General features: G+C 41.6%; 23 protein-coding genes. 17 read left to right on the forward strand and 6 right to left on the reverse strand.

Annotated features, from left to right (window positions below):
- Positions 1–44 precede the first annotated feature (44 nt).
- Positions 45–1,001 carry a heme A synthase gene (locus tag LQ216_RS10895; RefSeq protein WP_230129331.1) on the reverse strand — a complete coding sequence of 319 codons (957 nt, stop codon included), beginning with the start codon at positions 999–1,001 and terminating at the stop codon, positions 45–47.
- Positions 1,002–1,479: 478 nt separating this feature from the next.
- Here LQ216_RS10895 and cyoE point away from each other — a divergent pair, with 478 nt between their 5' ends.
- The 7 genes from cyoE to LQ216_RS10930 all read left to right on the forward strand — a co-directional run bounded on the left by cyoE (position 1,480) and on the right by LQ216_RS10930 (position 8,776).
- Positions 1,480–2,418, forward strand: coding sequence for a heme o synthase (gene cyoE, locus LQ216_RS10900; protein ID WP_230129332.1), 939 nt, complete (start codon positions 1,480–1,482; stop codon positions 2,416–2,418).
- 282 nt (positions 2,419–2,700) lie between these two features.
- Positions 2,701–3,783, forward strand: a complete 1,083-nt coding sequence (gene coxB / locus LQ216_RS10905) for a cytochrome c oxidase subunit II (RefSeq protein WP_117308535.1) — start codon at positions 2,701–2,703, stop codon at positions 3,781–3,783.
- A 32-nt stretch (positions 3,784–3,815) separates the two neighbouring features.
- Positions 3,816–5,687 carry a cytochrome c oxidase subunit I gene (gene ctaD / locus LQ216_RS10910; protein WP_230129333.1) on the forward strand — a complete coding sequence of 624 codons (1,872 nt, stop codon included), beginning with the start codon at positions 3,816–3,818 and terminating at the stop codon, positions 5,685–5,687.
- On the forward strand, positions 5,687–6,316 hold the full coding sequence (locus tag LQ216_RS10915; protein ID WP_230129334.1) for a cytochrome (ubi)quinol oxidase subunit III: 630 nt from the start codon (positions 5,687–5,689) through the stop codon (positions 6,314–6,316). Before ctaD ends, LQ216_RS10915 begins: the two co-directional genes overlap by 1 nt.
- A gap of 4 nt (positions 6,317–6,320) precedes the next feature.
- Entirely contained in the window at positions 6,321–6,656 is a 336-nt protein-coding gene (gene ctaF / locus LQ216_RS10920; protein ID WP_230129335.1) for a cytochrome c oxidase subunit IVB, read from the forward strand.
- A gap of 156 nt (positions 6,657–6,812) precedes the next feature.
- On the forward strand, positions 6,813–7,715 hold the full coding sequence (gene ctaG / locus LQ216_RS10925) for a cytochrome c oxidase assembly factor CtaG (RefSeq protein ID WP_230129336.1): 903 nt from the start codon (positions 6,813–6,815) through the stop codon (positions 7,713–7,715).
- A gap of 599 nt (positions 7,716–8,314) precedes the next feature.
- Complete coding sequence (locus tag LQ216_RS10930; RefSeq protein ID WP_230129337.1) at positions 8,315–8,776, forward strand: DUF420 domain-containing protein; 462 nt, start codon at positions 8,315–8,317, stop codon at positions 8,774–8,776.
- A gap of 154 nt (positions 8,777–8,930) precedes the next feature.
- Here the strand turns inward: LQ216_RS10930 and LQ216_RS10935 are convergent, their stop codons facing one another.
- A complete protein-coding gene (locus LQ216_RS10935; RefSeq protein WP_230129338.1) occupies positions 8,931–9,293 on the reverse strand; it encodes a YugN family protein in 363 nt (120 codons plus the stop codon).
- Positions 9,294–9,561: 268 nt separating this feature from the next.
- Here LQ216_RS10935 and LQ216_RS10940 point away from each other — a divergent pair, with 268 nt between their 5' ends.
- From LQ216_RS10940 to LQ216_RS10960, 5 genes are all read left to right on the forward strand, one after another.
- Positions 9,562–10,611 carry a CAP domain-containing protein gene (locus LQ216_RS10940; protein WP_230129339.1) on the forward strand — a complete coding sequence of 350 codons (1,050 nt, stop codon included), beginning with the start codon at positions 9,562–9,564 and terminating at the stop codon, positions 10,609–10,611.
- Positions 10,612–10,687: 76 nt separating this feature from the next.
- Positions 10,688–11,113 (forward strand): YlbD family protein, encoded by a 426-nt coding sequence (locus LQ216_RS10945; protein ID WP_230129340.1) that lies wholly within the window; start codon positions 10,688–10,690, stop codon positions 11,111–11,113.
- A 22-nt stretch (positions 11,114–11,135) separates the two neighbouring features.
- Positions 11,136–11,375, forward strand: a complete 240-nt coding sequence (locus LQ216_RS10950; protein WP_230129341.1) for a YlbE-like family protein — start codon at positions 11,136–11,138, stop codon at positions 11,373–11,375.
- Positions 11,376–11,472: 97 nt separating this feature from the next.
- On the forward strand, positions 11,473–11,895 hold the full coding sequence (locus tag LQ216_RS10955) for a hypothetical protein (RefSeq protein ID WP_230129342.1): 423 nt from the start codon (positions 11,473–11,475) through the stop codon (positions 11,893–11,895).
- A 59-nt stretch (positions 11,896–11,954) separates the two neighbouring features.
- The gene (locus LQ216_RS10960; protein WP_230129343.1) at positions 11,955–12,401 is read left to right on the forward strand and encodes a YlbF family regulator; all 447 of its coding nucleotides are present in this window, start codon (positions 11,955–11,957) and stop codon (positions 12,399–12,401) included.
- Positions 12,402–12,443: 42 nt separating this feature from the next.
- Here the strand turns inward: LQ216_RS10960 and LQ216_RS10965 are convergent, their stop codons facing one another.
- Positions 12,444–12,767, reverse strand: coding sequence for a hypothetical protein (locus tag LQ216_RS10965; protein WP_230129344.1), 324 nt, complete (start codon positions 12,765–12,767; stop codon positions 12,444–12,446).
- A gap of 140 nt (positions 12,768–12,907) precedes the next feature.
- Between LQ216_RS10965 and LQ216_RS10970 the strand changes: the two genes are divergently transcribed.
- Positions 12,908–13,183, forward strand: a complete 276-nt coding sequence (locus LQ216_RS10970) for a YlbG family protein (RefSeq protein ID WP_117308280.1) — start codon at positions 12,908–12,910, stop codon at positions 13,181–13,183.
- 196 nt (positions 13,184–13,379) lie between these two features.
- Here the strand turns inward: LQ216_RS10970 and LQ216_RS10975 are convergent, their stop codons facing one another.
- Positions 13,380–13,769: a methylthioribose kinase gene (locus LQ216_RS10975; RefSeq protein ID WP_230129345.1), complete on the reverse strand. Its 390-nt coding sequence runs from the start codon at positions 13,767–13,769 to the stop codon at positions 13,380–13,382.
- A gap of 567 nt (positions 13,770–14,336) precedes the next feature.
- On the opposite strand from LQ216_RS10975, the gene rsmD reads away from it, so the two are divergent.
- Positions 14,337–14,903 (forward strand): 16S rRNA (guanine(966)-N(2))-methyltransferase RsmD, encoded by a 567-nt coding sequence (rsmD, locus tag LQ216_RS10980; RefSeq protein WP_230129358.1) that lies wholly within the window; start codon positions 14,337–14,339, stop codon positions 14,901–14,903.
- Positions 14,904–14,915: 12 nt separating this feature from the next.
- The gene (coaD, locus tag LQ216_RS10985) at positions 14,916–15,410 is read left to right on the forward strand and encodes a pantetheine-phosphate adenylyltransferase (RefSeq protein WP_117308277.1); all 495 of its coding nucleotides are present in this window, start codon (positions 14,916–14,918) and stop codon (positions 15,408–15,410) included.
- 126 nt (positions 15,411–15,536) lie between these two features.
- On the opposite strand, the gene ylbJ is transcribed toward coaD, so the two are convergent.
- Entirely contained in the window at positions 15,537–16,757 is a 1,221-nt protein-coding gene (gene ylbJ, locus LQ216_RS10990; protein ID WP_230129346.1) for a sporulation integral membrane protein YlbJ, read from the reverse strand.
- 206 nt (positions 16,758–16,963) lie between these two features.
- On the opposite strand from ylbJ, the gene LQ216_RS10995 reads away from it, so the two are divergent.
- Together LQ216_RS10995 and LQ216_RS11000 are read left to right on the forward strand one after the other, a co-directional pair.
- Complete coding sequence (locus tag LQ216_RS10995) at positions 16,964–17,764, forward strand: patatin-like phospholipase family protein (RefSeq protein WP_230129347.1); 801 nt, start codon at positions 16,964–16,966, stop codon at positions 17,762–17,764.
- Positions 17,754–18,767 (forward strand): SepM family pheromone-processing serine protease, encoded by a 1,014-nt coding sequence (locus tag LQ216_RS11000; protein ID WP_230129348.1) that lies wholly within the window; start codon positions 17,754–17,756, stop codon positions 18,765–18,767. The genes LQ216_RS10995 and LQ216_RS11000 overlap by 11 nt, the downstream gene beginning before the upstream one ends.
- 84 nt (positions 18,768–18,851) lie before the next feature.
- On the opposite strand, the gene LQ216_RS20515 is transcribed toward LQ216_RS11000, so the two are convergent.
- Positions 18,852–18,931: IS3 family transposase (locus LQ216_RS20515; protein ID WP_354958877.1), on the reverse strand; the 80-nt coding region annotated here is incomplete at its 5' end.

Genomic DNA, 18,931 nt, shown 5'->3' on the forward strand with positions numbered 1-18,931 from the left:
GACTCCAAAGGTTTCAAGAGAATACCTTTGGGTCAGCCTATTTTTTACGCAATTATTTGGGGGTCTTTGTAATCAGTCTCGTTTCTTTTTAACGTCGCCGAATTTTTCTTGCTTCTGGATGATAATAGAAGCAGATAGCTCATCACACCGAAAAAGCAAGATATGAACAATGCATGACTTAACGCGATTAAGAGATTAAGCCGAGAAAAAATAATCAAAGCTCCGGCGATTACTTGGAGAGAGACAAGGATCAGCGATGCAACCCATCCCCAATACAAAACCTTTTGATGCTTATAATGCCTGGTAGCGATAATCGCCGCATAGAGAACCCAAATGAAAATGAGGCCGGCAGCGGCTCTGTGTCCCATTTGTATCCATTCATACAAGTTACCGGGAAGACCGGGACTGGAATTGACACAAAGAGGCCAATCTTTACAAACGAGGCTTGCGTTCGTATGCCTCACCAATGCTCCCGTATAAACGACGAGAAAAGAGTAAATCATAATTCCTTTAATATGGAATTTCATTCTCGTATCAACGATCAACTTCTCCGCCTCAAACTTCTTGTCTACTTCAAAAATGAGTAGTGTTAACAGAAGTACCGATGCAAAAGAAATTAAAGAAATTCCAAAATGCAAGGCAAGTACAAAATCAGATTGGCCCCAGATAACCGCAGCCGCTCCGATCAATCCCTGTGCTACCAAAAATAAAAAAGATAAAAGCGAAAGAAATTTCGTTTCTCTTATATGTCCGATCTTACGCCAAGACCAAACAGAAAGGATTAGAACCATCAAGCCGACAATGCCTGATACGAGACGGTGTGCAAATTCGATAATAAGTTCCGGGGTTATATCCGTTGGAACAAACTCGCCGTTGCATAAAGGCCATGACCTGCCGCAACCCATTCCTGAATCTGTTTTTGTGACAAGGGCTCCGCCAAGCAGGATAAAAAGCATGCCGATTGTAGTCAAAACTGCAAACCATTTCAATGCCCGATGCAAAGTGTTTTCACCTTCTTTGTTAAATTGCCAAATATAATATTTTCCGCGCAATAAAAACGCTCTATTTTCCTTCTAGATATTACACAACTTGTTGCTAATTGACAAGGTGTTTAACGTTAGGGTTCTAAGTTTTTATGATAAACGGTTTTTCTCTTAAATACACAAACCGGAATGATCACAACAGGGTACAGAAAGGTGATTATTAAGAAACCGCTTCACAAATAAGACAAAAATTATACGAAAAAAGTTCACAAAATCTCATTAAAGTGTGATTTAATATACAGGAGAAGGATAGTTTATGGCATCTATTATCTAATAAACACTATTCTTAGCATATTTAAGGGGAGCATCTTGGTTTAGCCGGTAAGGTTCTTAATGTTCTATCACACATGTTTACCGCTTTAATAGAAAAGCAGCCCAAAATGCTTTATAGTATAGATTGTATGGTTTAGTGGGGATTTTTGAAGGAGGAATAAATATGTCTAATCCAAGGGCTTTGTCTGAACCTGTCATTCAAGGCAGTAAAGCAAGCCTTCAAGCAGGCATACCGGAGACGACGGCCTGGAAAGATTTCATGGCATTAATCAAAGTCGGTATTGTCAATTCAAACATGATTACTACCTTCACAGGTTTGTGGTTGGCGCTGTATTTTTCTGAAGAGCATTTCTTTTCAAACCTTGATACGCTGTTTTTTACGCTTGCCGGGTCAGCACTTATTGTAGCGGGATCTTGCAGCTTAAATAATTATATTGATCGCGACATTGATCATCTCATGGAAAGAACGAAGAGTAGACCGACTGTCACGGGAAAGGCGAATCCAGCGAAGGTTCTTACATTAAGTTTGGTGCTGATTGCCTTAGGGACTGTTCTACTGGCATTAACAAACATTACAGCTGCAATCATCGGTCTCATCGGTGTTTTTACGTATGTTGTTCTGTATACGCTCGTTTCAAAGCGAAGATACGTCTCCAATACCATTGTAGGGAGTGTTTCGGGCGCAGTGCCGCCGCTTATCGGCTGGGCCGCTGTTGACCCTGATTTAAGCGTCATGGCATGGATGCTGTTTCTCATCATGTTTATCTGGCAGCCGCCTCATTTTTACGCAATCGCGATGAAACGCTGTGAAGAATACAGGGCGGCCGGCATTCCGATGCTTCCGGTTGTTAAAGGATTTAAAAGAACGAAAAGGTCGATGACTTTATGGGTGGCATGCTTGCTTCCTATACCAATCTTCCTGACACAACTTGGCATGCCGCTTGTTGTCCTCGCCACAATTTTGAATGTTGGATGGCTTATTCTTGCCATAAGTGGGTATAAAATGAAGGATGACTTGAAATGGGCAAAGCTGATGTTTGTTTATTCTTTGAATTATATGACGATTTTATATGTAGGAATGGTAATTGTTACGTTAATATAATTGCAATCTCTGAATGAAATAGCTGCCGTCTGTGCCGTTTGCCAAAATAGGCACAGACGTTCATCTTAGCAAGGGCGTTTTCGGAGCAATAATGCTTCGCATGGCCAGATTTATCGATACATATTAGATTGTTTATAAAATGAAATTGATTAGCAACCAGTATTCCTACTTAATTAAGGAATTCTTTCTTTTAATAGAAATTAATATAGAGAGAATTTTTCACAGCCAGCGACATTATTTGACTTGTGAGAAAATTTTTACGAAAGCGGGGTTTCTAAAGCTATGAAAAAAAGGCTGCACAAATGGCGTCTGCTATCATTGTTTGCAATGCTGGCGCTTGTATTAGCGGGTTGTGGAGAACCGTTCTTATCCACTTTGAAGCCTGCTGGAGAAGTGGCGCAAACTCAATATGACTTAATGATCCTAAGTACTTTGATTATGGTATTGGTCATTGTTGTGGTTGTTGTTATCTTCTTGTATGTAATTTTCCGTTTCCGCCGTAAAAAAGGCGACGAAAACAAAATACCAAAACAAATTGAAGGAAGCCACAAACTTGAACTTATCTGGACTGTTATCCCTATCCTTCTTTTGTTGGTTTTAGCAGTACCGACTATTGCCGCTACTTTTGATTTAGCTGACACTAAAGCTATGGAAAAGAAAGACAAAGACGGAAAAACAGAAGATGTACTTGTCATCAATGTACGTGCAAATCTTTACTGGTGGGAATTTGAATACCCGGACCTTGGGATTGTAACCAGCCAGGATTTAATAGTACCTACTGATGAAAAGGTTTACTTTAATTTAATTGCTTCTGATGTGAAGCACTCATTCTGGATTCCGTCTGCTGGCGGTAAGATGGATACGAATACTGAGGGTGAAAACCAGTTCTTCCTTGAATTCGACAGCAAAAAAGCTGCCGAGGTGCAAGACGTATTTTACGGTAAGTGTGCCGAGCTTTGCGGACCTTCCCATGCTTTGATGGATTTCAAGGTGAATACAAAATCCCGTGCTGAATTCGATCAATGGGCCGCCGATATGAAAGCTGTTAAAGAACCTGCGGCAGAAGGCGCTTTGGCTCAGCAAGGGGAAGAGGTTTTCAACCAAAGCTGTATCGGATGTCATGCTGTAACACCTAATGACAGCAGACCTGAACAGGCTCGCCAGGCTCCAAACCTTGCAACATTTGGTGAACGCGAACGTATTGCAGGGGTGTTGGACCATAACGAAGAGAACCTAAAAAATTGGATCAAAGACCCTGAAAAATACAAGCCAGGCAACACAATGACAGGTACTTATAAAGTGACTGACGAGCAAGTTGACGCACTGGCTGCTTATTTAATGGGCTTAAAAGTTGAAGAAAAATAAGAGATAGATTGATTGATTAGGGAGGTTTGATCGTGAGTACCCACGCTACGAAAAAAGGATTTGGCGCTACAATTTGGGATTATCTTACAACAGTAGACCATAAGAAAATCGCCATTCTTTATCTAATCGCAGGCGGATTTTTCTTTGTTGTCGGCGGCCTGGAAGCGATGTTCATTAGAATTCAGCTTGCAGTACCGAACAATGACTTTCTCAGTGCCGGATTGTTTAACGAAATGATTACGATGCATGGTACGACCATGATTTTCTTGGCGGCAATGCCTTTGGTTTTTGCCTTTATGAATGCGGTTGTTCCATTACAAATAGGGGCGCGCGACGTTGCGTTTCCATTTCTTAACTCACTGGGATTCTGGTTGTTTTTCTTTGGTGGGGTTTTCTTGAACCTATCATGGTTTTTAGGAGGGGCTCCAGATGCGGGCTGGACGAACTATGCATCCCTTGCGATGAGTTCCCCGGGCCACGGTGTCGATTTCTATATCCTGGGGCTTCAGATTTCAGGATTGGGTACATTAATAGCAGGCATTAACTTCCTGGCGACGATTATCAATATGCGTGCACCTGGGATGACTTATATGCGTATGCCATTATTTACTTGGTCAACATTTGTCGCATCCGCACTTATTTTGTTTGCCTTTCCGCCATTAACCGTAGGACTTGTTCTTGCGATGTTCGACCGTATGTTCGGTTCGAATTTCTTTGATGTGGCGGCAGGAGGTAATACGATTATCTGGGAGCATATGTTCTGGATATTCGGACATCCTGAAGTATATATTCTAATATTACCGGCCTTCGGTATTTTCTCAGAGATTTTTGCTACATTCTCTAGAAAAAGGCTTTTTGGTTATTCTTCCATGGTATTTGCAACGGTACTGATTGGTTTCTTAGGTTTCATGGTGTGGGCTCACCATATGTTTACGGTTGGTTTAGGTCCGATAGCCAATGCGATTTTCGCAGTAGCTACAATGGCAATTGCTGTCCCTACGGGTATAAAAATCTTTAACTGGCTCTTTACGATGTGGGGAGGAAGCGTGAAATTCACCACTCCGATGCTTTATGCCGTTTCCTTCATCCCGTCTTTCGTTGCCGGTGGTGTAACAGGAATCATGTTAGCTGCAGCGCCTGCGGATTATCAGTACCATGATTCTTATTTCGTGGTTGCGCATTTCCACTATGTTATTGTCGGTGGAGTCGTTCTAGGCTTATTGGCAGCAACACATTTCTACTGGCCAAAGATGTTTGGAACCTTGTTAAATGAAACATTAGGCAAAATCACTTTTTGGTTATTCCTAATCGGCTTCCATTTAACATTCTTTATCCAGCATTTCCTTGGGTTAATGGGTATGCCTCGCCGTGTATTCACTTTCCTTCCGGGACAGGGCTTGGAAACAGGTAACCTTGTGAGTTCGATAGGTGCAGCCTTTATGGGCGTTGCAGTCATCATATTGCTCATTAACATTATTATGACTTCGGTTAAGAATGTGAAGGTTGGAAATGATCCTTGGGGAGACGGACGTACTCTTGAATGGGCAATCGCTTCACCACCGCCGTTCTATAATTTCAAGCAGCTTCCGCTTGTCCGTGGTTTGGACGCTTACTGGGTAGAAAAGATGGATGGCAAAAAAGGGATGACTCCTGCGGAACCGCTAGGCGACATCCATATGCCGAATTCGTCCATTATCCCTTTTGTTATCTCATTCGGATTGTTCGTTGCGGCGTTCGGTGCGTTGTACAATACTGATAATAAAGACTGGACTCTACCGGTAATGATTATCGGATTACTTATTGCTTTTGGAGCAATGTTTGTTCGCTCAGTTAAAGATGACCATGGTTTCCATATTCATAAAGAAGATCTTTTAGAGGATGAAGATAAAGGAGGGAAGGCATAATGCAAGCAGAAGAAAAATTCACCGATGCTACATGGCCTGCTTCTCCCGAGAAGGCTACCCTCGAAGGAAAGAATAAATTTATAGGGTTTTGGTTATTTCTAGGAGGAGAGACCGTATTATTCGCATCCCTCTTTGCGACTTACCTTGCTTTAAAAGATAAAGTGCCAAACGGGGAGCATAAGCTCGCCCAAGACATGTTTGAGCTTCCGTTGACGTTTGTCATGACCATGCTGCTTTTAACGAGCTCTTTAACTAGCGTCTATGCCATGTATCATATGAAAAATAACCATTTCCAGAAGATGCAGGCATGGCTGTTAATCACTGTTTTGCTTGGTGCGGCCTTCCTTGGGCTGGAAGTGTATGAATTCAATCACTATGTCCATGAATTTCATCATACATTTACAAGCAGTGCATTTGGTTCCGCATTTTATACTTTAGTAGGTTTCCACGGAGCCCACGTTGCTTTTGGGCTAGTTTGGATCCTTACGCTGATGGTGCGAAATGCTAAACGTGGTTTAAACTTGTATAATGCACCAAAGTTCTATTTGGCCAGCCTTTATTGGCACTTTATTGACGTAGTATGGGTATTCATCTTTACTGTAGTATATTTAATGGGAATGGTGGGATAAACTGATGGCGAACAATCAATCAAATTCAGCTAACCCAAATGTGGATCTTAAATATCGACGCAAAAAAAATGCTGAGGAGATGAGACATCAGGTCGTCTCTTTCACCTTGATGATTCTCCTTACGCTTATCGCTTTTTTTGCGGTTGGGTATGATGGATTTTCACACTGGTTCATTAAACCTTTCATTTTGTTGCTTGCTGTAGTTCAGGTTATTTTCCAGCTATACTATTTTATGCATATGAAGCATAAAGGACATGATACAATTTCGTTGTTCCTCTACTCGGGATTATTGGTTGGGGCAATAACGGTGCTAACGTTTGTAACAATTATTTGGATTTAATCAGTAAGAAGAAAATCGGCTATCAGATAGCCGATTTTCTGTTTATTAAGAGGTTTCCATTTCAATTTATACATAAAACGCTTTGGATTGTCCCTTACAGCCGCCATCGGGTATAATGAAAACGATATAAACGTAAAAATTCAGAGGTGATATCTCATGTCAATCGATATTTTTGGCTTCCGAGCGTTATGGAGTCCTTACTACTTTGTCGCCCTGGTTTTGATAACTTTTGCTTATTTTTTACTGGTAACCAAGTTTCGAAACAAATTTGCAGGGAGTGAACGGTTAACAACGAGACAAAGTGCATTGTTTATAACTTTCATGGTTTCATTGTACGCAATAAAAGGATCGCCTTTGGATTTATTGGGACACATCATGTTTAGCGCCCATATGATTCAAATGGCTCTCTTATATTTGGTATTGCCTCCTTTGTTGATCCTAAGCATACCTAACTGGCTGTGGAGACAATTATTTTCCGTGAAATTTATTGATATGGTCTTTAAGGCTTTTACAAAGCCTTTGATAGGTCTGGTCATATTTAATGGAATGTTTTCTTTTTATCACATTCCTCTCATCTTCGACTTTGTCAAAACTGGTATGTGGATTCATGCATCTTATACAGTTGTGCTATTTTTTACGGCGATATTCATGTGGTTTCCACTCGTTAACCAGCTTCCTGAGAAGGAGAGCCTTTCCGGTTTATACAAGGTAGGCTATATTTTCGGGAACGGCATTTTGCTGACACCTGCATGTGCCTTGATTATTTTTGCGAGTAACCCGCTGTATACTACTTTCACCGATGCGACAGCCTGGGCACAGGCCATGGAATTATGTGTGCCCGCATCCGCTCTTTCCGGACTTAACTTAAGCGGTCCCGAGTTATTTAATGGGATGCCGCCCCTTGAGGATCAGCGGACCGGTGGAGTGCTAATGAAGATTATCCAGGAAATTGTATACGGCATTGTGTTAGGCTATGTATTCTTTGCATGGTATCGTAAGGAAAGCGGAGGACCTAATAAAATCGATCCGCTGCCGACGGAGATTCAAACGGCAGAATGAACTTCGTCTAATTCCCGCCTTAAAAGGCTCGTCAATCGACGAGTTTTCTATAAAGAAGGCTCTGTTAAACGATAATGTTGTTTTTGGGAAGGGAATCTGCGAGACTCCTGCGGAAAAACGGGCTGGCAAGACCCCGCAGCGAGGTACGAGTGAGGAGGCTTGCCAGTTCGTCCGCGGAAAGCGAGTAGATTCCATGACCATTTGAAAATCAACAATGGAATTTAACAGAGCCTTAAAGAAAAGAAAGTATATTATTTTCAACATGTATTGATGTCTAGCGTAAGCAGCCATGCCCCGACGCACAGGGCGTGACGGATTTTAGCTGACGGTCCTTATTTGGCCCTCCTTCGAGGTGCGCCTTATGCTGGTCGGAGGCCCACAGGATGTGGGGCAGAACGACGAAGACATAACGATGGCGGTCTAAGTTGTTCTTCATTACTTGAGGGTGCTTGCGCTTTTCTGATATGAATGGTGTGGAAAAATCAGGGGAATATTTGATCATTCTGTTAATAATAAAGAATTTCATTGTAATTTCTTTCTTCCTTATAATAAAATGGGGAGATGATATACATATAATAGAGAGGGCGTTCTAATCGATTATGTCTTTACCACTTCTTCCAACAATAAGTACAGCATTTATTGTATTAAGCGCGATAACTGTTGCGATCGGCTGGTATCAAATTAAGCAGCGAAAAATAGAGACGCACAAAAAAACGATGATTACGGCAGCTGTTTTTGCTTTGATTTTCTTTGTGATCTATGTTTCCCGGACCATATTTATCGGAAACACCTCCTTTGGCGGGCCGGACGATTTGAAAATCTATTACACTGTCTTTTTAGTCTTCCATATTACGTTGGCAACGACCGGGGCTGTATTTGGAATTGTCACTCTTTTGGCTGGATTCAAGAACAATTTAGTCAGGCACAGGAAGCTCGGACCGATCACAAGTGTCATCTGGTTTTTTACCGCTATTACAGGTGTCGCTGTTTATCTTTTGCTTTATGTATTTTATCACGGCGGGGAGACAACTTCAGTCATACGAGCTATCCTAGGTTATTAGGATCGAAGAAGCAGCGGATTTGGGAAAATCCCCTGCTTTTTTTTATGGATAGGAAAATATAAAACTTTCTGCCCGCACAATCGACGAGTTTTCTTTATATGAAAAAAAGCAAAATAAAAAACGCATGAATACTCATGCGCCTTTCGCGTTTCGCTTAAAGACCGGAAAATTGTTCAAGCTCTGCCTTTACTTCAGCGAGAATTTGTTCACATTGCTTAACAAGGGAAGCAGGGAAAGTTTCACCCTCTCCATATTCAACACCAAATGGATAATAATGTTTACCAAGAGTTGGTGTCATAAGTTCGATAACCGCTTTGTGTGCGCCGACATCGCCTTCAACCGCAAAGCCCTGGACACGAAGATAAAAGATGCCATCTTTCAATTCAAATTTACGATCATAGTTTACTCTTTCATAATCCCATTGTTCACCGCGAAATAAACCATGCTCCGGCATAACTTGATCAAGTCGGTTTAAATCGGCTGAAAAATTTTCAAAACGATAGTCTTCAAATTTCACGAATATACCCTCCTATTTTGCAAATCCCATGGAGAAGTAGTCCGAATGACTCCCTGAATCCTCCAAGTATGTTACATATAGATAAATTTCCCTCATATTTTATAATAGTACGAAATTATACAAGTTGCAATGAAAGTTTGATATATATAAATGCGATACAAACAATGATATAATTGATATGTAACATGATTAAGGAAAAAAATCAATATTTTTCTATATAGATTGAGAGAGGGGGAGTCTTCCTCTGCGGACATTTCTAAAGGTTATTGTGCTTTCAACTATTTTTTTCATCATCGGCATATACTTTAATGTTGGCCTGAATAACGATGAAAACTCGATTCTTTTTGGAGAAAAGGGGATTAAGCCGGAAAATCAGGAAGACATACAACAAAACGATAAGGAAGATGATGAAAACGCAGGGATACTTTCCGCAAAAGGTGGAATTGCAGCCTCTATCGGGAAAAAAACGTCTGAGGTTGAAAAAATATATGGGAAACCGGTTAGAATCGATCCATCCTCTTATGGCTATGACTGGTGGATTTACAACCACGATAAGAACAAATATTTTCAACTGGCGGTTGAAAACGGAAGAGTCGTTTCATCTTATGGAATCGGCAAGGATATAAATATAGCGCCATTCAAAATTGGACAGACAATTGATGAGATTTATTCAAGTGTATTTGTTGAGACATCGGTTGATATTGAATTGGAAGGCAGCTCTTATCGATTCGAACTGTCTGAAGAGGATATGAACATGAGACCTTTGATAAAGCTGGGGAAGGTATATGTCCAACTTTACTTAGATAAGTTTACAGGAAAGGTTTCCAGTGTGCGATTTCTTAATGAAGAAACCCTTCTCAAGCAGAGGCCGTATGAAATAACATACAGTGGCGAAATGCTCGAAGAAGAGCCTCTCAGCGATGAGGAATGGACGGAGATCGAAATCGGGAACAGACAGCAAATTTTTGATATTTCCAATATTATGAGGGACCGCTTTAATTTACGAAAATTGAAATGGGATGAACCAATGGCTGAGGTAGCTTACCTTCATAGCATGGATATGTCGGAAGGCAGCTTTTTTTCCCATACATCTCCAACAAAAGGTGAATTGAAGGACAGGCTCGAAAAAGGCGAGATAACATATACTCTCGCCGGGGAGAACATTGCAGCAAAGTATTCTGATGCCATTTCGGTCATGGAAGGCTGGATGAACAGCAAAGTACACCGGGAAGCGCTGCTAAACGAAGAATTTACTCATTTGGGCGTAGGCGTACATCAGAAATACTACACGCAAAACTTTATTGCTAAATCAGAATGAAAAAAGCAACCGTCACACTTTCGCTTGATAAGCATATGCTGGAATAGGTGTATGTCATGGTGTGAGGTGAACAATTGTGGCTCAAAAAAAAGTCCGTCCGTCGGTTGAGGAATTTAAGCGGTTTGTAAAGAAGCACCCGACGCTAAGACAGGAAGTTAAAAAGGGTAACTATTCCTGGCAAGAATTATTTGAGGAATGGCACATGTTAGGCGGCAACCATGAACAATGGGATGCGTATAAAGGGGAAATGGCGAAAGCTAAAGAATCCAATCAATCGAACGAAGTGAACAAGAGCGATTTTGTATCTGTCCTTCTACAATCCTTTAAAGATATGGATATGAATCAAATTCAGCAATATATTTCAAGTGCTAATCAGGCTCTCGGTGCCATTCAAGGTGTCATTTCTTCTTTTCAAGGGGATAAGCCGACAGAAGAGGTACCAGAAGTAGACGAAACGGTACGGAGACCACGGCCCAATCCATTTGCTTTTAGAAAAGATTAAAGGATTTTCTTCGGGAGGGACTATGAGACAGGATGTATTCGAGATAATAGAAGCCAACGAGGATTTGAAAATGTTTATCCGGCTCCAACCATACTGGTACAGGGAACTAATGAGAAATCCTTATCAACTGGAGAAAATGGAGACGGAAGCAACCTTTTTCTTTAAGAAATCCATTCAGCATCGAGTTACAAAGTTTTCAGATGGAGTACAAATGACCTACATGTTGCTTCATATGGTTCAAGCAATGAATTCTGAGCCTTAAGCTGATTTTTTTTCGATATGGCTAATCTCTGCTAAATTAGACGTAAGAGTAAAATGTTTCTCTTTGCAAATAATAATGGCAAAAGGAGGCAGAACTCATGAAATTGTTGATCAGCTTATGTGCCTTGTTTATGATCGTTTCAGCTTGTGGTCAAAAAATACCTGAACCGGAAAACGGGAGTAAGAAAATGGGGTTTATTGAACATCCTGCTGCTCAAGTTGCTTCGTTCAAGATAAAAAGTCTTGAAGAATTCGAAGTTAAACACTTTATAAAAGGCAACTCTCTCTATGTAGAATGCTTTTTGAAGAATTACGCCTTTTCTCAATCGTCCAAGAAACGAAGGGCTTCCACCCGCATGTTTTTGGACGGGAGAAAGATCAATGATTATCATACAGCTGCGTTTGTTGTAAAGGGAATACCGTCCGGCAAGCATGAAGTGAAATTGGAAATCTACGATGACAACGGAAAGCCGGCAGGATTGGTGAAAAAATTCATCGTTGAAATCCACTCTACCATCTAAGAAAAAGTTAGCATCTGTTTTTCAAAAATGATAAAATGATGGTGGAGGTGAGCTACTTCATGCTTGCTACTATGGAAAGTGTGTCGATTATTCAATTCGCCGATAAACTGGCAGAGATGGTATTACAATCTGATGCGGGAGATAATTACCTGCTAAGCTTATATAAAATGCAGAACGATCGGGAGGCCCAGCAAAAAATCCGCGCATTTGCTTCTCTTAAGGATCTTTATGAAGAGGTCCAGCGTTTCGGAAAGTATCATCCGGAATACAAACGGGTAAACCTTGAGATAAGAGAATTAAAACGGGCAATGGATCTTCATCCCACTATCGCAGATTTCAAGAGGGCAGAAACAGAAATCCAAGGTATCCTTGATGAAATTAGCAGTAAAATCGGACATGCTGTTTCTCCGAACATTAAAGTACCTTCCGGAAATCCGTTTTTCGACTCGCTTTCGAGCTGTAGTGGAGGATGTGGCTCCGGCGGTGGCTGCAGCTGCTCTGCATAATATAAGAGGAGTTAACGCCTGGTCCATGGACCAGGCGTTTTCTTATTTATCTTCAAATCTGATGCAGTCCAGACACAAATTCCCGCAGCAAAACATTTTGCGTTGAGGCACATAAAACCGGTGCCGAAAAACCATCATATTCCTCTCGGACCTGACGAAGACTGTCTCACTTTGCAGCTGCTTGCCACGCATCGATTTCGCCGAAGCTATTTTTATCGAAGCTATCACTTCATCCATTTCCGTAATATCGCTAAGCTGGACGTAAAGAAAGGGAATACCCGCTGACTTCTTATATGAAACGTCTTCAATTCCCTCATAAGCAGCCAGTTTATAGATAAATGAAGACCAAATGCTTTCCAAATCCATTGGCTTTACACCACCCATTCTCTAATCCAAAATATCTCTGCTTGAAAGAAAAGTTTAAGCTGTGCTACACTTAATAAAACACTTACGCTTATACGGGCATAATGCGGTCGGAGCGAAGTTTTTAAAAAGGGAGTTACATTATGTTTGGAGCGAGACAAGGAGTCATCGTATATTTACATACATTGAAGCAAGCGAAGATGCTCAGGAAATTCGGTAATATTCATTACGTTTCCAAAAAGCTGAAATATGTCGTTATTTATACGGACATGGAGGACGTGGAAACACTTTCTGAGAAACTAAGAAGCTATTCTTTCGTTAAAAAGGTGGAGCTTTCCTATAAGCCTTTTATAAAAATGGAGTATGAAAACTCCAAGCCTGACAAAGCGAAGGAATATGATTATAAGATGGGTATTTAAGAGGGAGGGGCCTGACTTACATAAGTCCAGGCCCTTTTTTCTTTAAAAGATAAAAAAGTATATAATTTTCAACATGTATTGATGTCTAGCGTAAGCAGCCATGCCTCGACGCACAGGACGTGCTAGTGCCGACGAAGACATAAGGATGTGGCGATTTTAGTCGTTCTTCTATACTTCCAGGGCGCTTCCGCTTTTCTTATTTTAAAGGTGCTAGATAACGGTTCACCCGTAATATTCCGATTAGATACTGATAATAGAGCTGTTTTTCCTTGAATGACACCGATGGCTTAACATCCAATTCGATGATGGGTTTATCCAGTTCACGTGCCAGCTGCTCAAAAAGTTCAGAGCGCTTATTCGGTGTGACCCGGGGATTCGGAATGCCCTCCCGGCAAATATACAAAGGCTGAAAATCGCCAGGGCTGGTTGGCTCAAGGACAATCACCGGAGATGTCAGTTCTTTTTCATTTATCAGAGTATGAAAAGAAAGCAGGCGGGCAACTCGATGACGGTTTGACTTGCCGATTTCAATCAGTTCATATATATCTGTATAACCTTCCCCTAATTCGATAAAACGCTGAATCAAAAAAATCTCTCCTTCTTTGTTAGATACTCCTACTTTATCATTTCCAAGATGCAAATAGAAAGTAAAGAAAACCGTCGAGTGACGAGCCGTAAGGTGGAGATTAGACGTAGTTAGGCCCACTACTGGATGTGGGTCACAAAGGCGGACGTGGCGCACTTAGCCTTTGTTCTGCAAAAAAAAGCCCCGCAGATTATTCTGCAGGGTCCTTCTACGTACCTTAAATAAGGCTAGAAGGCAAAGGGAGAGGAGAAACCGGAGGAAGAACTTATGGGGAAACGTAAGTCTTCTCCGCGGTTGGCAACAACACCTACGATAGTGATGTTGTTACTAGTATTATGGCCAAAATTATCCTTATTATTCAAAAACCGGCTACTTTTTTGTGCTCTATCTAAAAAGAAAAGGACTGCCTGGTAGCAGCATGAATATGTCCGGGTAACAGGAATATACGCTCCATTAGACGGTTATCAGGATTGTAGGGCGAAAAGTTTTTTAAAATGTTGGCTGCCTATATGGATTATGGTAGGATTATTGGGTAACAGAAATTTGTCAAAAAATGTGGTGAGAAATATGCGGGTCGTTTCCGGTTCATGCAAAGGTAGGCCTTTAAAATCAGTCCCGGGTACAGGAACCAGACCCACGACTGATAAAGTAAAGGAATCTGTGTTTAATATCATCGGACCTTACTTCGATGGAGGTGCCGTGCTCGACCTTTTCGCGGGGAGCGGAGGACTTGGAATCGAAGCGCTGAGCCGCGGAGTCGAAAACGCTATTTTTGTAGACAGGGAGCACCAGGCAATCCAAACCGTGAAAGCGAACCTAAAAGCGTGTGGATTTACGGAACAAGCAGAGGTATATAGAAATGACTCCGAACGAGCGCTAAAGGCAATCATAAAAAGAGAGCTCACTTTCCGGTTAATCATGCTGGATCCACCATATAAAAAACAGAGACTTGTTTCTTTGCTGGAGCAAATACATAACGCAAGGCTGCTTGACTTGCAGGGGTATATCGTTTGTGAACATGGCAGTGAGGATGTTCTTCCAGATAAAGTGGCTGATTTTAAAAAGATACGAAATGAAGTATATGGGACTATCGCCATATCGATTTATCAATGGGATCAGCTGGATTTTGAATAGAGGGGGTTTATGATGTCTAAGATCGCCGTTTGCCCGGGTAGTTTTGACCCGGTTACCTATGGTCACCTGGATATTATCCAAAGAGGTGCAAAGGTTTTCGATGAAGTATATGTAACCGTTTTAAACAATTCGTCCAAAAATTCGTTATTTACGGTAGAAGAGCGTTTAGCGTTGATTAAAGACGTAACGGCCCATATTCCCAATGTGAAAATAGATTCCTTTCAGGGATTGCTTGCGGACTATGCCAACCGTATTAATGCGGACGCGATCATTCGCGGACTTCGTGCGGTATCGGATTTTGAATATGAAATGCAGATCACTTCCATGAACAGATTGCTGAACGAAAAGGTGGAAACCTTTTTCATCATGACCAACAATCAATATTCTTTCTTAAGCTCAAGCATCGTTAAGGAAGTTGCCAAATACGGCGGCGATATATCTGAACTGGTACCGGAAAAAGTGAGGCAAGCATTGCTCGTAAAATACCAACAGCAAGAAGGTAAATGAAACAAAAAGGAGCACATCAAATAAGATGGGCTTCCTTTTTATTTTAAAAGATAAGTATAAATCTTCAACATGTTTTGATGTCGAGGGGCTGAACAGGGCGCTTGCGCTTTTCATAATCTGAAACATTTAATTTCTATTCGTGTAGATTCTTGAAGCGTAGATGAAAATGTACAACATTAAAGAGGCGATAGTGATGATCGGTCCGTATGACACGAGATATTCATAAATGTTTATATTCCAGCCGGAGTCCCATGGAGCAAACACTGGGTAGGAATTTGAATTGCGTTCCATCCAATCAATTCTTTCATATACGGGCTTCCACAGAAGCAGGGTAAAACCCGCAGAAAAAAAACCTTGCATCACTCTTGAAATAAAGAATGGAAGGAAACGGATGTCCGTTTCGGCCAGAATACTGGCAACCTGCGCCTGTATGCTGAGTCCGCTGAAGGCAAGAAGGAACGAAATCATCACAGCTTGCTCAAGCAGTGTTACACTTGGGATTTGGCTCGTCATTTGGGCGCCCATCGTCATTTCAAATATTCCGGAAATAAAAGGGACGCTTAAAGATTCAGGAAACTGAATGGCTGAAAGAATATATTTAATTCCCGCTGCCAGAATCTCGGTGACATTTAAATGATAAAGCATTTTATTGATCACTGAAAAAAGAATGATAAAACCACCGATCATCAATAAAGTATGGATGGAAGAAGTAACGGCGTCCCCTAGCTGTTTGCCTAAGGGCCTTTTTTCTTTTAACCTTGCCCGGTGCATTTCGGCGAGGGCTGCTCGAATCGAGACTGGCGTCGTTTTTTCAAATACGGTTACAGCTTCTGATTTTCCGTGAAACCTCATGATCAGGCCAACACAAATATTCCCTAGATAGTGGCACAGGGCTAGCATGATTCCTAAATGTTGATTATGGAAAAAGCCTACTGAGACAGCGCCAAAAATAAATAAAGGGTTTGCGGAGCTTGTGAAAGAAACGAGCCGCTCCGCTTCAATTTTTGTGATTTGTTTTTCCTGTCTCAATCTTGCGGTATACTTTGCTCCAGCAGGATTCCCCGAAGCCATGCCCATTGCCCAGACAAATCCGCCGACGCCGGGCACCCTGAATAAAGGTCTCATCAGTGGCTCCAACAAAATGCCGATGAATTTAACGACCCCGAACCCGATTAGTAATTCGGACAGGATAAAAAAAGGCAGTAAAGAAGGAAAAACAATTTCCCACCATATATTTAATCCCCTGATGGAAGCTTCAAAGGATTCTTCGGGCAAGGAGATGAGCGCTCCTGCCATCACTGTAACCGAGGCAGCAAGCAAAATTGATTTGATTTTAGATTTTAACAAGAACTAGTCCTCCTCATGAAAGGAATCTGCTGGGCATCTCTCTTCTTAAATGATAAAATGGGAATACTATGAATGAGTGGAGAATGTATATCGTACTTCAAGTGGCGGATTTAGCCGGCCTTGTCCTGTTATACACAATATGCTTATACAAAAGCACTTTAGACCATAAGATTGGAAGAGCGTTATTTAGGTAGGGAGGGATTCCGTTGCAGGAGCCGAAAATAGGGCTAGCACTCGGCTCTGGAGGAGCAAGGGGCTTTGCCCATTTAGGTGTCATCAAGGTTTTAATGGAAGAGGGAATCCCGGTCGATATGATTGCCGGAAGCAGCATGGGTGCCCTCGTAGGTACTTTTTTTGCGGCCGGAACGGATGATATAGAAAGGCTATATAAATTATCCCGTGTATTTAAAAGAAGATATTATTTGGACTTTACCGTACCTAAGATGGGTTTTATTTCTGGAAAGAGGGCAAAGGAACTCATCAGGGTTTTTACCTATGGGAAAAATCTCGAGGATCTTGATATTCCTGTAGCCGTCGTGGCCACGGATATTAAGGCTGGTGAAAAGGTCGTTTTTAAAGAAGGACCAACTGCCGATGCAGTAAGGGCGAGCATTTCGATACCGGGAATATTTGTCCCGGAAAAGATCGGAGGGCGCTTATTGGTTGACGGGGGAGTCGTTGACCGGGTGCCCGTTTCGGTCGCCAGGGAAATGGGTGCTGACATCATTATTGCTGTTGATGTCGCGCATGTGAAACAGGATCAGGAAATATCATCGATTTATGATGTGATCATGCAAAGCCTGGATATTATGCAGATGGAACTAGTGGAAAGCAGAAAAATTGCTTCTGATGTGATGATCCGCCCGCGTGTCGAGCAGTACAATTCTAAATCGTTTACAAACATTCTGGAGATTATTAGTATTGGAGAAGAAGAAGCTAGACGAAATATTAAGCAGATCAAAGAATCAATCGAGAAATGGAAGGAGTCTCACCGAGATGAGCCGTAAAACTTACATTCGCTCTTTCCTTATCGTTGTTGTCCTTCTCATTGCATCATCTTTCTACTATTTGCCTTACTACGTATCCAAACCCGGAATGGCAAAAAATTTGGAACCCCTTGTTGAAGTTGAGGGGGGCGATGATGCTTCCGGAAACTTTATGCTGACAACCGTAAGAATGGGCAAGGCGAATATCTATTCATATGCCATGGCGAAATTCAACAAATACCATGAGATTTATCCCGAGGCTGCGATTCGGGGTGAAGGTGAAACGGATAAGGAATTTAATGTCCGACAGCTTCACCTGATGGATGGATCCAAAAACAATGCGATTCAGATTGCTTATGAAAAAGCCGGGAAGCCGATATCGTTTGAATATTTGGGTGTGTACGTACTTAATGTGCTTAAAGGAATGCCGGCAGATGGAAAATTACAGCCGGGAGACCAGATTATAGAGGTGGACGATCTCAAATTCAAATCGTCTAAGCAGTTTATTGATTATGTAAGTGGAAAGAAAGCGGGCGACACCGTCACCCTTGTATATAAAAGAGAATCAGAAACGGAAACGGTGGTTTTGAAGCTTAAACAGTTTGAAGAGGATAACAAAAAGGTCGGAATCGGCATTTCTCTGGATGATGACAAAAAGGTGATTACAGATCCTGTTGTTTCTATGGATACCGATCAAATTGGCGGTCCATCCGCTGGCTTGATGTTTACCCTTGAAATATACAATCAGCTTACTGAAGGAGATATTACAAAAGGCTACCAGATAGCCGGTACAGGAACGATGTCCGAGGATGGGACGATCGGCCCGATCGGCGGCATCCAGCAAAAGATTGTCGCAGCTGATAAGGCCGGTGCTGATATTTTCTTTGCCCCAAATGAAAATGGCGCTGAGCGGTCCAACTATCGGGAGGTACTTATTGCGGCAAAGGATATAAAGACGGATATGGAAATTGTCCCTGTCGATACTGTAGATGATGCCTTGAAATATCTTGAGAAATTAAAGTAAAAGATTGAAGGACTAAAAAAGCCGCTCCTGGCGAATCTGAACTGTGACCTATAAAGTGGACAGTGTAAAAAAGCACCTAGTAATTTACGCTGTTAATAGATGGCTCCGGTATTGTACCGGAGTCATTTTATTTAGCGTCCATTGATAACGATAGTTATTGTATT

The sequence above is a fragment of the Bacillus sp. CECT 9360 genome (assembly GCF_918741275.1).
Classification (GTDB): Bacteria; Bacillota; Bacilli; order Bacillales; family DSM-1321; genus Peribacillus.